The 13059-nt window shown below is 44.7% G+C and carries 12 protein-coding genes; 7 read left to right on the top strand and 5 right to left on the bottom strand.

Going from position 1 to position 13059, the window contains the following annotated elements; genetic code table 11:
• Nucleotides 1-28 precede the first annotated feature (28 nt).
• The 7 genes from AB8P72_RS07975 (at nt 29) to purF (ending at nt 6643) form a co-directional block, all read left to right on the top strand.
• Nucleotides 29-487 (top strand): histidine phosphatase family protein, encoded by a 459-nt coding sequence (locus AB8P72_RS07975; protein WP_369957576.1) that lies wholly within the window; start codon nt 29-31, stop codon nt 485-487.
• Between the two features lie 120 nt (nt 488-607).
• The gene (gspL, locus tag AB8P72_RS07970; protein WP_369957575.1) at nt 608-1900 is read left to right on the top strand and encodes a type II secretion system protein GspL; all 1293 of its coding nucleotides are present in this window, start codon (nt 608-610) and stop codon (nt 1898-1900) included.
• Nucleotides 1901-1902: 2 nt separating this feature from the next.
• Nucleotides 1903-2466 (top strand): type II secretion system protein GspM, encoded by a 564-nt coding sequence (gene gspM, locus AB8P72_RS07965; protein WP_286795681.1) that lies wholly within the window; start codon nt 1903-1905, stop codon nt 2464-2466.
• 127 nt (nt 2467-2593) lie between these two features.
• The gene (locus tag AB8P72_RS07960) at nt 2594-3019 is read left to right on the top strand and encodes a hypothetical protein (RefSeq protein ID WP_068408194.1); all 426 of its coding nucleotides are present in this window, start codon (nt 2594-2596) and stop codon (nt 3017-3019) included.
• A 239-nt stretch (nt 3020-3258) separates the two neighbouring features.
• Nucleotides 3259-4293 carry a quinone-dependent dihydroorotate dehydrogenase gene (locus tag AB8P72_RS07955; protein WP_369957574.1) on the top strand — a complete coding sequence of 345 codons (1035 nt, stop codon included), beginning with the start codon at nt 3259-3261 and terminating at the stop codon, nt 4291-4293.
• A gap of 70 nt (nt 4294-4363) precedes the next feature.
• Complete coding sequence (locus tag AB8P72_RS07950; RefSeq protein ID WP_068408192.1) at nt 4364-4861, top strand: CvpA family protein; 498 nt, start codon at nt 4364-4366, stop codon at nt 4859-4861.
• A 246-nt stretch (nt 4862-5107) separates the two neighbouring features.
• Complete coding sequence (gene purF / locus AB8P72_RS07945) at nt 5108-6643, top strand: amidophosphoribosyltransferase (protein WP_068408191.1); 1536 nt, start codon at nt 5108-5110, stop codon at nt 6641-6643.
• Between the two features lie 236 nt (nt 6644-6879).
• On the opposite strand, the gene AB8P72_RS07940 is transcribed toward purF, so the two are convergent.
• The 5 genes from AB8P72_RS07940 to secD form a co-directional block, all read right to left on the bottom strand.
• Entirely contained in the window at nt 6880-7251 is a 372-nt protein-coding gene (locus AB8P72_RS07940; protein WP_068408190.1) for an AzlD domain-containing protein, read from the bottom strand.
• Nucleotides 7241-7972 (bottom strand): AzlC family ABC transporter permease, encoded by a 732-nt coding sequence (locus AB8P72_RS07935; RefSeq protein ID WP_369957573.1) that lies wholly within the window; start codon nt 7970-7972, stop codon nt 7241-7243. The genes AB8P72_RS07940 and AB8P72_RS07935 overlap by 11 nt, the downstream gene beginning before the upstream one ends.
• A gap of 90 nt (nt 7973-8062) precedes the next feature.
• Nucleotides 8063-9457 carry an MATE family efflux transporter gene (locus AB8P72_RS07930; RefSeq protein ID WP_369957572.1) on the bottom strand — a complete coding sequence of 465 codons (1395 nt, stop codon included), beginning with the start codon at nt 9455-9457 and terminating at the stop codon, nt 8063-8065.
• A 179-nt stretch (nt 9458-9636) separates the two neighbouring features.
• On the bottom strand, nt 9637-10899 hold the full coding sequence (gene secF, locus AB8P72_RS07925) for a protein translocase subunit SecF (RefSeq protein ID WP_369957571.1): 1263 nt from the start codon (nt 10897-10899) through the stop codon (nt 9637-9639).
• A 9-nt stretch (nt 10900-10908) separates the two neighbouring features.
• Nucleotides 10909-12786, bottom strand: coding sequence for a protein translocase subunit SecD (gene secD / locus AB8P72_RS07920; protein WP_068408185.1), 1878 nt, complete (start codon nt 12784-12786; stop codon nt 10909-10911).
• Nucleotides 12787-13059: the final 273 nt, after the last annotated feature.

The raw sequence follows: 13059 nt of genomic DNA, 5'->3' as shown, positions 1-13059 counted from the left end.
AAACGTAACAAACAAGGTGGTTAAGATTATGAAAATTATCTTAGTACGTCATGGTCAAGCAGAAGATGAAACGCGCCCAGACAGTGCGCGGCAATTGACGGATTTTGGCCAACAGCAAGCGGCGGAAACGGCAGAATATATTACCACTCATTATCAACCTGATTGTTTTGTTGTGAGCCCTTATAAGCGGGCGCAGCAGACGCTAGCAGCATTACAGTTACGCGCTCCTAACGTGCCCTCACAAATACAAGAGAATATCACGCCGTCCGACGATGCCCATCAGGCGCTCATCGACATTGGTAATGTTGAAACGGAGTGTCTGGTGGTTGTCTGTCATATGTCTATTGTTGCTCATATCGCTGGCCTGCTGACGGGTGATTACCCTGAATCGTTTGCTTTAGCAGAAGCGCGCGTGTTTGAGATGGATTTTGTGCTGGCGGGTATGGCAACCGAGATAGACCGCTTTGTTCCAGAACAACCTTATTAGTATCAATCATACACATGCTCATAAGACATTTAAATGCTTGCTAGACCATAGCTTTAATAAATGACAGCTTTAATCAGCAATGACTCTAAACAACAGCTTTGATAATTAAGGACACATTTGGTGTTACATGTTTGGTTAAGAGCGCAGCACAGTCCTCTAGCGGTCTGGCACGAAGACATAAAACAATGGCAATTGGTCGACGGCTGGCAACAGCTACATGATATCTATGGTAGCTATAAAACCAATAGTCAAAAATCGGTTTGCCTGTATTTCCCATCAAGCCATGTCTTACAAGTAGAGTCTGAGCTAAATACGGCTCAGCTCAAACAATTAGGTATGAGCGGTAAACAGTATTTATTTGAAGAAACTTCTCTGACGCCGGTTGAACAATTAGCCATTCGCCAAGTGACTGAAAATACCAGTCATCATCTCTATGCTTTGGCTCAAAGCGATATCGAAGCATGGCAGCAAAGCGCCAAGCTTGCTGGCATGAACATCGTAGCATTATTGCCTGATTTTTTATTACTGCCAACGCCAGAAGAGGGTGCAGGTCAGCAGATTGTATTGTACCAAGATCAGCAAACCATGCTGCTACGCCAATCCTTACATCAAGGCATGGCGGTCAGTTATCTGCCTTTAATTTTTGAGCGTTTTCCGCATTTAAGCGAAGTGCTGCTATTACCAGCTATCGATGACGCCTTTGTAGATTCGAGCCACACGGCTGATAGGGTTAATGAGCCTGCGTTCGATGATATGGATTTAACCAAGCACGAAACTACTGCCAATGCCTTTACTCAAACGGCGGCAATGATTGCCGAGCATCAATTATTATTAACCACGCTAGCCGCTGCGCCTAAACCGCTTGAAATTCCTGAGCGTCATGCGCTGAACTTTTTTATTAAATCGACCGATTCGCAATTATCACCGTATCTGCGGGTGGCAATGATGGTGGCGCTCTCAGCACTGATATTACAGATGGCGACCGATGGGGTGCAATGGTATCAATATCAGGCGGCGACAGTGGCGACCAAAACTGAGATTGCCACCCAGTACCAGTCTTGGTTTCCTAGTGAGCCGCTTAGTGCGCGCACGAAATTACAAGTGCAGTTGCAACCAAAACTGCGTAGTGACAGCCAAGCGCCTAACGCTCACATAGCGGTATTATCACGTATATCACCGCTGATTAAACGGTCGTCATTACGCGCGCAGGCGTTAGTCATGCAGCCAACTGCACTTAGCTTTACACTGATTGCACCAGACCGCGGCAGTCTTGATCAATTTACCAATACGCTAGTTGCTCAAGGATTAAATGCTAAGTTGGAACAAGTCAATGGCAATGAGCAAGGGCAGTTTAGTGGTCAAGTAACCGTTGATGTGGTAGAAAACAATAGTAGCGTTAGCAATAAAGGGTAACCATGAAAAGATTACAACGCCTCGCCAAACGCAGCACTATGGTGGCTGACCCTAAAAGCAGTGCATTATCAACGCGGATGAGTAGCTTTCAAAATGTCTTACTGACACGTTGGCAAGCATTGTCTGCGCGTGACCAATTAGCCTTACTGCTATTGTCGGCATTTTTGCTGTTATTTGTCGGTGGTTATGGCGGCTATAGCGTCCATCAATCAGCAAAAGCGAGCAAAAATGAGTATCAAAAGCAGGTTGCTGACTATTTTTGGTTGCGTGCCCAAGCTGGTAATATTGATAGCAATGCGTTAAATGCTACCAATTCAGCAGATGGCGCTGAAGCGATGCCGCCGGCTAGCCGTATCAGTGCGCTGTTAAATAACTCAGGGATTGCTGATGCGCAGGTCATTGCAGCAGGCGATGCGGTGCAGCTGAGCTTTACCCATCCAAGCCAAGCGGTGGTGAGTGGCGCACTCGGTAAGCTTGAACAGCAAGGTTGGCAATTTACCCAACTGTCGATGCAACAAGACTTGGTTACCAAGGCCATTCAAGTACAGGCGACCGTGACTTCTTAATATTTTTAGTCAATTATGTAAGAAAAATATTTAACCACGTTAACGCTTTAACAATTACCACATTGAAAACCTGATAATTTGCCACAATAAAAATAACTACAGACCACAGAATATAACGAGTGACAGCATGATAAATAATTCTAATAATACGATGAGTGATGATAAACGCCGCTCTTTGACGACATATAACCATATCACCTATTTGCTTTATGTGCTCAGCTACTTTACCGCTGGGCTATTGTGGATTGTGCCTATCTTTATGAACTATGCCAAACGCCGTGATGCGGATGGTACTTGGCTTGCCACCCATTTTGATTGGCAAATCAAGACATTTTGGTACAGTATTGTCCTGTTCGCCATTGGGGTGCTTATTGTCGCCTTTGCCTTAGGCGGTTTTGGTGTCAGTATGTTCGCTGAAACCAACAACATTGCCATCGGCTCAGTATTATTGGCTATTTTAGGTTTTGTTATTATGGGCTTTACTTTTATTTGGCATCTGTACCGTATTGTACGCGGTTGGATTGCGCTTGCTGATGGCCGCCCAGTGCCTTAATCTGAGAATATGAATATCAATAAGTGGTAGATGTGGATAAAAATGCTGTCTGATAGGGGTTTCTTTACTAGGTTAAGTCAGTCAATTATCAGTATTAACGCTTATTTATTCGCAGGATAGGGCGTAATTTTCCTGATGAAACTTTGGTCTTATTTCAGTTAAGCTGATATAATCGCAGCGCTTGACCGCATTCGTTTTTCTTATTCATTCTTTCTTTTCAAGCAGGGTCTGTCATTACTATGTCTTACGCCTTACTTCGCCCTTTTTTGTTTAATATAGACCCCGAGCACGCGCATGAGATGACCTTGTCTTTATTGGATAAAGCTCATAAAGCGCGTGTGTTGGGCTTAGTATATGGTCAGTCAATGCAGCCAACCGACTGTATGGGCTTACAGTTTGCCAATCCTGTTGGGCTTGCCGCCGGTTTGGACAAAAACGGCGATTATATCGATGCATTAGCAGAGTTGGGTTTTGGTTTTATCGAAGTGGGTACGGTCACTCCAAAACCGCAAGTTGGCAATGATCGACCGAGACTATTTAGAATCAAACAAGCCGATGCCATTATTAACCGCATGGGTTTTAATAACGAAGGCGTTGATTACCTGATTGAAAACGTCAAACGCTGTAAATACCAAGGCAATATCGGTATCAATATTGGTAAAAATGCTGCGACTCCGGTTGAAAATGCGGCTGATGATTATGTCTATTGCTTAGAGCGTGTCTATCCGCATGCGTCTTATATTACGGTCAATATCTCCTCGCCGAATACCAAAAATTTGCGCGACCTACAAAGCGGTGAAGCGTTAACCCAATTATTAGCTACCATTAAAAATCGCCACAATCAGCTGGCAACCGAATATGGTTTTTATGTACCATTGGTATTAAAAGTCGCTCCCGATTTAGAGCCATTACAAGTGGATTACATCTCTAAGCAGTTGCTGGACTTTGAGATTGATGGTTTGATTGCCACCAATACCACGTTGAGCCGCGTGGGTGTCGAAGATTTGCCCGATAGTGAGCAAGCAGGCGGCTTATCCGGTCGTCCGGTCAGCCACATTAGTACGCAAATTCTACAACAATTCTCTGACCAGTTGGGTGGTAAGGTCACGTTGATTGGCGTTGGTGGTATCGATAGCGGTGACAAAGCCGTCAAAAAAATTGAAGCAGGTGCAGATTTGGTGCAGCTATATTCAGGACTTATCTATAAAGGGCCGGGACTGGTACAGTCTTGCATTCAATCTATCGGTGGCTATTACGATGCGATGGAAGGTTAAGATTGTTAAAACTGCAAGCTTTTCACCTTCACTGAAGTACACCAAATAAGATGCAAATGAGGCGATAAACATGAGTGGTTTAGATATTGTAATTGCTGTGGTTGTCCTGATTGGCTTATGGCGTGGTTTTCAGGTAGGTCTGATTAAGACAGCTGTCGGTTTAGTCGGTTGGTTTATCGCACTTATTGCTGCCACGCGTCTGGCAGGTTCGGTCGCGCCGCAATTATCAAGTATGGTAGAGAATCCTGTTTTACAAATGGCGCTGGCGTTTTTAGTGATTGTGATTGCTATTTTAGCCATTATGCATCTGGTTGCGTTTGTGTTTTCTGGCGTACTTAAAACCTTACGTCTTGGCGTCCTTGATAAAATGGCGGGCGGGGTACTTGGCGCGGCAAAAAACGTGCTTATGGTTTTGGTGGTGCTTAGCGTCAGCGCGCCATTGTTGGTACAAATGCCGCAGTGGGAAACCTCAGTGCTCGCGCCTGAATTACTGCCTTATGCGCCCATGGGTAAAGAGCTGGTCTCAGATATGTTTGGGATGGCATGGGATCAGGTCAATCAGTCTTAAATTTTATAGATCCAAAGGCATGCTAAGCACTTAAAAAAAACTATTCAAGCGTCTTTAATATTCGTAAAATACACCTCTATTTATCATCATTAACTCGTCTTATGGATAATTAGCCTTATCTATTGTCCGTAAGTCGTTATTCTTAGCAAGATCATCAGCGTTGCGGCAAAAGATAGGCAAACATTTAAGACAACCTTATCAGCCGTTATTGTGTTATCAATGTGTGGTACAAAATAGGATACAACTATGTGTGGAGTCGTTGGGGTCGCAGCTCATGAGCCGGTCAACCAAATTCTTTATGATGCCTTAACCATGTTGCAGCATCGCGGGCAAGATGCGGCAGGTATTGTGACTTTACAGGATGGGCGTCTTTATTTACGTAAAGAAAATGGCATGGTACGTGACGTGTTTATGAACCGTCATATGCTAAAACTGGTGGGTAAGTTTGGTATCGGTCACGTTCGTTACCCGACCGCTGGTACCTCAAGTAGCGCCGAAGCACAGCCTTTTTACGTCAACTCGCCTTATGGTATTACCCTTGCGCACAATGGTAACCTAACCAATGCTGAAGGTTTGGCAAAATCTTTGTATCAAGAAGATCGCCGTCATTTAAACACCGACTCAGATTCTGAGGTGTTGCTAAACGTGCTTGCGCATGAAATGCAAAATATCAATAAAACCCACCCGACGCCTACGGATATCTTTGCAGCAGTGACAGCGGTTTATAGCCGTATTGAAGGCGCTTATGGCGTGGTTGCCATGATTACGGGTCATGGGTTGCTAGCATTCCGTGATCCAAACGGTATCCGTCCGCTGATTTTTGGTAAGCGTATGGCAGCTAACGGTGGCACAGAATATATGGTCGCGTCAGAGTCAGTTGCGTTGACAGGTTCAGGCTTTAGCATTGTCCGTGATGTCAAACCAGGCGAAGCGATCTTTATTGATTTGGACCATAAACTGCATACGCATCAGTGCGTTGAGCAAAAAGAATACACGCCTTGTATCTTTGAATATGTGTATTTTGCCCGTCCAGATTCTATTATGGATAATATCTCGGTTTATAAATCACGCCTACGTATGGGTGAAAAACTGGCTGATAAAATCCTTGCTGAATGGGGTGAGGACCATGATATCGATGTGGTTATTCCTATCCCTGATACCTCGCGTACTTCAGCGATGGAGCTGGCGCTAAAAATGAATGTCAAATACCGTGAAGGGTTTATGAAAAATCGCTATATCGGTCGTACCTTTATTATGCCAGGGCAGCAGCAACGTAAAAAATCCGTGCGTCAAAAGTTAAGCGCGGTACCGCTTGAATTTAAAGGCAAAAACGTCCTCTTGGTTGATGACTCAATCGTTCGCGGCACGACTTGTCATGAAATTATCCAAATGGCACGTGATGCTGGTGCCCGTAAGGTATTTTTTGCCAGTGCTGCACCGCCGGTTAAATATCCAAACGTTTACGGTATCGATATGCCAGTGCGTAGCGAGCTGATTGCTTCAGGTCATAGCGTTGAAGAAGTACGTGAGATTATCGGTGCCGACCGCCTAATTTTCCAAGATTTGGACGATTTGATTGAAGCAGTAAAAGATACCAAGCATAGCAAGGTTGAAGGCTTTGATTGCGCGGTATTTAATGGCTGCTACATCACTGGGCAAATCAATGAAGCGTATCTCGATCATCTACAAGAGCAACGTAACGACACCGCCAAAACAGGCAAAAAAGGCGTGCAAATCGTTGCTGATACCCCAGTCGATATGATGGGCGTAGAAGAGTTATAATAGAATAAGTAACTCAAAAATGGTAGTAAGTAAAAAGGCTGGATTCGTAAAGATTCCAGCCTTTTTTATTAGCACAAATAAACGTAGTCAGTATGAAATAAAATGATGAATAAACAGCCATAGGTGGCTGGTATAAATTTTCCTTGCTTACTGTTATCACAGAGGTTACGAAAAATTCATCCCAGCCGCGCTGTATCTTTTTTAGGGTCAATATACGCTATACACTAAATTTTTAATCAGCCTAAAAAACGCGTAAATAACCACAAAAAGCCATTAATCGCCGCGATACCGACGATCATGCTGACCAGCAATTGACGACTAAGATGATAGATAAGTAGCACCAATAATAACGCGCCAATTTGTGCCATAAATAAATGTACTTCGGCACTATTTAAGCCAGCTTGGAAGCCAGCATCGCCTGACAAACCTTGATAAGAAAGGCTGGTTAAAATAAGTAATACCATCACTGACAGCGGCAAGCTTTCATTTAAGCGATGTAGCCACGGCGTATCTAGCAGCTTCTTAGGTATTAAAGCGGGCAGGGCACGGGTAATAAAGGTCACGGCTGCCATCGCCAGTGTGGCAAGAATCAAATAACTACTGCTCATTGCTGCCTCCTTGCACACTGCGCTGTAACCAAAAACCACGCGCTAAAATCAGCAGCATACAAATCGTAATCGCTACTAATAACAACCAATTACTGGTAAAGAACGAGGCAATCACTAAAGCAATGACGGCAATACCAATGGGGAAATAGCGTTTGATACTTTGGAATTGCTCATAAGCCAAAATGGCAAACAGACACACCAAGGCAAAATCTAAATGCGGTACCAAGTCACTGAGCGCGCTGCCAATCATCACGCCAATAGCGCTAGCAAGTACCCACCAGCTTTGATTAAACAGACTGATAGGCAAAATCAAGCGCGCTCTTGACTCAGGAGGTAAACTGGTCATCACTGAAAACGTCTCATCAGTAAGGGCAAATAAACAATATATTTTAGCGATTTTATTACTAGGCATCGCATGCAGCAGTGGCGCCGCATAAAACACATGGCGCAAATTAATCGCCGCGATATTACTGGCGATGCTGCTAATAGCCTCGCCAGCGCTCAGCATCTTCAAACAAGCATATTGCGCAGCGCCTGCATATAAGACCACACTTAGCATGATAGTAGCCCACACTGGCACACCAGCCACTTGTGCGAGCACACCAAAGGCAATCCCTGCTGGCAGATAACCCATGGCGACTGGCAAGCTTTTTTTAAAGCCTTCTGCCCATTCGTAATGATAAGCTTGATTTTGATTAATCTCATTTGATTGAGTAGTCACGTAATATCCTAATTTTTCTTACTTTTATGTATCGTTTATTATCTCTTTTGTGTTTATTAAACGCCTCATGTTAGCTAATTACTTTAATGGTCAAGCTTCAGGCTGCAATTTTTCATAGCTGCCTGTTTGATGGGCACGGTATAAAAACCCACCAAGAATCATCAATCTTAATAATAATAAGCACCAAACGCTAAGCCAAATACCGGTCATATCCCATTGCTGGTAGAGTAGCCAACTTAAAGGGAAAAAGATAAGCGCCAATATCAGCGCGGCATTACGAATGACGCTACCAGCCGTTAAACCAAAGAATATTCCATCGAGCCAATAAGCGCCAACGCCAACCAGTGGCAGTAGTACCGCATAAAGGTGATAGTCATAAGCCAGCGCAAAGACGGGTTCGATATTGGTCATAAAATCCAAATAAGTTGGCATCGCAAGCCACCAAATCGTGCTTAGCATCATGGCAAGGCCGTAACTGACCACGCCTGTGCGTTTGACGATAATACGAAAGTGCGGCCAATCGCGTCGTCCAGCTGCTTGTCCGCTCAAGGTTTCTGCCGATACCGCCACGCCGTCAAGAGCGAAGGCTGAGATGCTTAATACCTGCAATAAAATAGCATTGGCGGCCAAAATAACATCGCCGCTTTGGGCAGACAGTCGGGTAATCCAAGCAAAGCTTAGGGTTAAAATAAGCGTACGGATAAAAATATCTTTATTTAATGAGAATAGCCTAAGCATCTTATCTTTGGTAAAGTGGTCTTTATTGGCATTAAATAACGCGCGCCAAGAGATTTGTAGATGTCGACAGCTGAGCCACAATGCTAAGACTACCCCAAGCCAAAAGGCAATGGTCGTGCCTAATGCTACCCCAACCAAGCCCATCTGCAGCACATAAACAAAAAACAAGGTCAGAATAATATTAAGCAGGGCGATAAAGCCTTGCTGATAAAGCATATAGCGGGTTTTGCCTTGACCGGCAAACCAGCCGATAAAGGCAAAATTCATCAGCTCTGCGATAACGCCCCAAAAACGGACGTCCAAATAAGTTTTGGCTGCACGACCGCTATCAGGATTGGCAGAAAGCGCTTGCAAGCCAAAATCAATGAGCCAAGGTTTTGCAATAAGTAGCACTGCGCCAATCATAAACGCAAGTAACAAAGCCCGCTGCAAAATTGATAGCAGCGGCGATTGCGTTTGTTTATGCGCATCATTATGAGCCAGCTGACCGAGTGCTTGTGCGGACAGTCCAGATGACGCGTATTGCAAAAAGTTAAAGCTGACTAATATCAAAGACAGCAGCTGAATAGCCAAACCCATGCCAGCAAGCTTGGCCGTGTCATTCATATTACCGACAATAGCTGTATCAATGACACTTTGTAGTGGCATCGCAAGGTTAGCCAATAATACAGGTAAGGCAATCGCGATGATACGCGCATAGCGAGTATCAATAGGCGGCATAGCACTTGGCGGCAGGGTAGATGACATAGCTTAGTCGCTTATATAACCATATAATAAGACAGAAAAGTTTAGTGATGACTTATCGAATAGTATTAAAAGATGGATAAAAATAGTATAAAGACAAAAGCACCTAGAGTTTAGGTGCTTTTATCGTGATAACGTTTGCTAAACAACTAAAAGTCTAGTGATTGGCTTTTATACAAGCGTTAGTCTTGCTCATACATTTTTGGATCATTAAAAGTAACGATTTCTTCTTCAAACTCAGGCTTTACTTTAACGATAAAGTCATCACGTGATAAGCCCATTCTTAAAGGAATAGAGCTTGCGATATAAGTTGAAGAATAAGTACCCGCAAGTAGACCAATAAACAGGGCAGCCGAGAACCAGAATAAGCCATCACCGCCTAAGAATAGCATCGCGATGACAACTAACAGTACCGTTGAGATAGTCATAATCGTACGGCGTAGTGTCTCTGTCAATGATAAATCAATCGTTTGACGCGGCGTGATACCACGCACGCGGCGAAAGTTCTCACGGATACGGTCATAAACGACGATCGTATCGTTTATTGAATAACCAATCAATGCCAAAATAGCAGCTAGGACGGTTAAATCAAACGGAAAACCAAATAATGCAAAAATTCCGATGGTTACGATAGCATCGTGGAATAGCGACAATACGGCACCAAGCGCCAGCTTAAACTGAAAGCGTAGGGCAACATAGCCCAGCATACAAGCCAATGCTAGGGCCAATGACATGACTGAGCTTAGATAGATGTCGTTACCGACTTGGCTACCGATGATATTAACGTTACTGATTTCAACATTATTATTAGGTAGAGTCAATGCTTCGCTCAGGCTGGCGTTCAGTCCATCGACGTTGTCAGACTGTGGTGGTAGACGTACTAAAAGCTCTTGGCGCGTACCTAGATACTGAACGACCGCATCGTCAAAGCCATTATCAGCTAGGGCGTTTACCACGTCGACTTGCTCAACAGGCTGCTCATAACGCACATCTGCTGACACCCCGCCGGTGAAATCAAGACCTAGGTTCAAGCCATTGACCGCAATCGCGATAATACTACCAATGACCAAAAGCAGCGATAGAAGTGCCATCGGCTTTTCTAACTTCATAAATGGGATGATACGTTGATCGCCAATGGCTTTGATACCACCTTCTGCGTAAGCAGCGGCATCTTCGGCAGAACCACCTAACATCAAATTAGGATCAACCGCTGCTGTGTTACCAGATGCTTGGGTCGCCAAGGCTTGATTTTCTTCCCCACCGCGGCGGGTTTTTGAACCGGTCGATTTAGAGGTTCTAGGATTATTAGCTTGCGTATTACTGCCTTTGCCATCACGGCGCGGTTTTTTACGGCGGCGCGTACCAGTAGTATTTGCTTCACCGTTTGAGCCATTTCGATCTGGGTTATTTTCTTGTTCTAGCGGATTGTTATTATCGATAGCCATAGTTTTCTCCTAACCGATGCTCAGACGTTTGATAGATTTGCGCTTGCCGTAAGCAATTTGTATCAGCGCACGCGTTACCAAAATGGCGGTAAATAGCGAGCTGACAATACCAATCGCGAGGGTAATCGCAAAGCCTTTAATCGGACCCGTACCTATCGCAAATAAAATAAAGGCGACCAGTAAGGTTGTGATATTGGCATCGAAAATACTACTAAAAGCACGGTCAAAACCTGCGACGATGGCGGATTTTGGCCGGACACCATTTGCCAGCTCCTCACGTATCCGCTCAAAGATCAGCACGTTGGCATCGACCGCCATACCAATGGTCAAGACAATACCAGCAATACCCGGTAAGGTGAGTGATGAGCCTAAGATTGACATGATGGCAATGATAATAATGACGTTAATTGCTAGGGCCACGTTGGCGATGACGCCAAATAAGCGATAGAAAACAATCATAAAGGCGAAAACTAATAAATAACCAACTTGGGTAGAGAATAAGCCTTTTTCAATGTTTTCTTGACCGAGTGATGGACCAATCGTCCGCTCTTCCACGAAATACATCGGAGCTGCTAATGCACCTGAACGTAGTAAAAGAGCAAGCTCAGCCGCTTCCGCACTACTATCAAGTCCAGTAATACGGAATGACGAGCCTAGTACCGCTTGGATATTGGCACGGTTAATCACTTTGGTTTCTGCATACGGTGTACGTACTTCAACCGTCTCACCAGTCGCTGGGTCTTCTTTATAAGCGATACGTTGTTTGTTTTCAATAAACAGAACCGCCATTTGTTTACCGACAGCAGTACGGGTAGCATTTTGCATCAGCTTACCACCAGCGCTATCTAGGGTAATACTGACTTCAGGCGAGCCATTTTCATCGATGCCTGTCTGAGCATTGGTGACTTTATCACCGGTGACAATCGCTTGGCGCTCGAGTAATACTGGCGGACCATCGAGTGTTTCAAAGGGAAACGCTTCAGTGCCAGCAGGCGGAATACCGCCCATATAGTTTTCAGCACCTTCAGCAACCATACGGAACTCAAGGTTGGCCGTACGACCAAGAACACGTTTTGCCTCAGCGGTATCTTGTACGCCTGGGAGTTCAACGACGATACGGCTAGCACCTTGCGATTGTACCAAAGCTTCAGTCACGCCAAGCTCAGCAATACGATTACGTAGAGTGGTCAAGTTTTGGTTGACCGCGTAGCTATTGATTTCATCTAAAGTGGCATCGTTATACGCTAAAATCAGCGCAGGACCTTGCTCATCAATCGAAGACTGTAGCGTGAAAGTATTTCCCATCGAGCCTTGTAAGATGTTTTGCGCACGGTTACGGGTATCGGTATCAGCGAAATGCAGCACCACGCCACGTTTTTCGGTTTTGATACCTTTTACCGCAATACGCTCAGCACGTAAGTCACGGCGCATATCACGACTGGCACTGGTCAAACGCTGCTCGAGCGCTTTATCCATATCCACTTCTAGTACAAAACGTACTCCGCCGCGCAAATCAAGCCCGAGCTTCATCGGTTTTGCACCGATATCACGCAACCACTCTGGGGTCGTTTGTGCCAAGTTTAGTGCGACCACATAGTCCTCGCCCAAATTCTGACGCAGCACTTCCTGAGCTTTTAGCTGATCGACTGGATTATCGAGACGCACCAGCGCGCTGTTGCCCTCAAAGGTACCATCATGATTATTGATGCCAGCCTCTTCAAGTAAGCTTTTAGACTGGGTCAAAATACCTTCAGATAGCTGTGTACCTGCTGCGGCACTGGTAATCTGTACGGCAGGTTCATCAGGATAGAGGTTAGGGGCCGCATATAGACCGGCAATGATAAGCACGACGGCGATGAGTAAGTATTTCCAAGCGGGATATTGCATAATCACTTCTTTAAGTTGATAAACTACTGGCGACGCAGGCCACAAGTTAGCAGATGGGAAGTTAGCGATAACAATGGCAGGTGATTAAATGGAGAGCTACTGTTGTATAGTAGTAGTCGTACTAAATTCTGCACCACTGCGATCATCCGCGATGATAGTAAAGCAAAAAACGGTTAAGCGTAAACAGTTAAGCTAAAAATGACCGTAAATAATGTACGGTCATTTTACAGTCATTACAACCAATAATTAATAACTGGCAGCAATTAAGCTCAA

It is taken from the genome of Psychrobacter sp. CLB018 (assembly GCF_041222815.1).
Taxonomy (GTDB): Bacteria; Pseudomonadota; Gammaproteobacteria; order Pseudomonadales; family Moraxellaceae; genus Psychrobacter; species Psychrobacter faecalis.
Note: the sequence above shows the minus strand (reverse complement) of the source record. Positions and strands in the feature narration are given on the sequence as shown.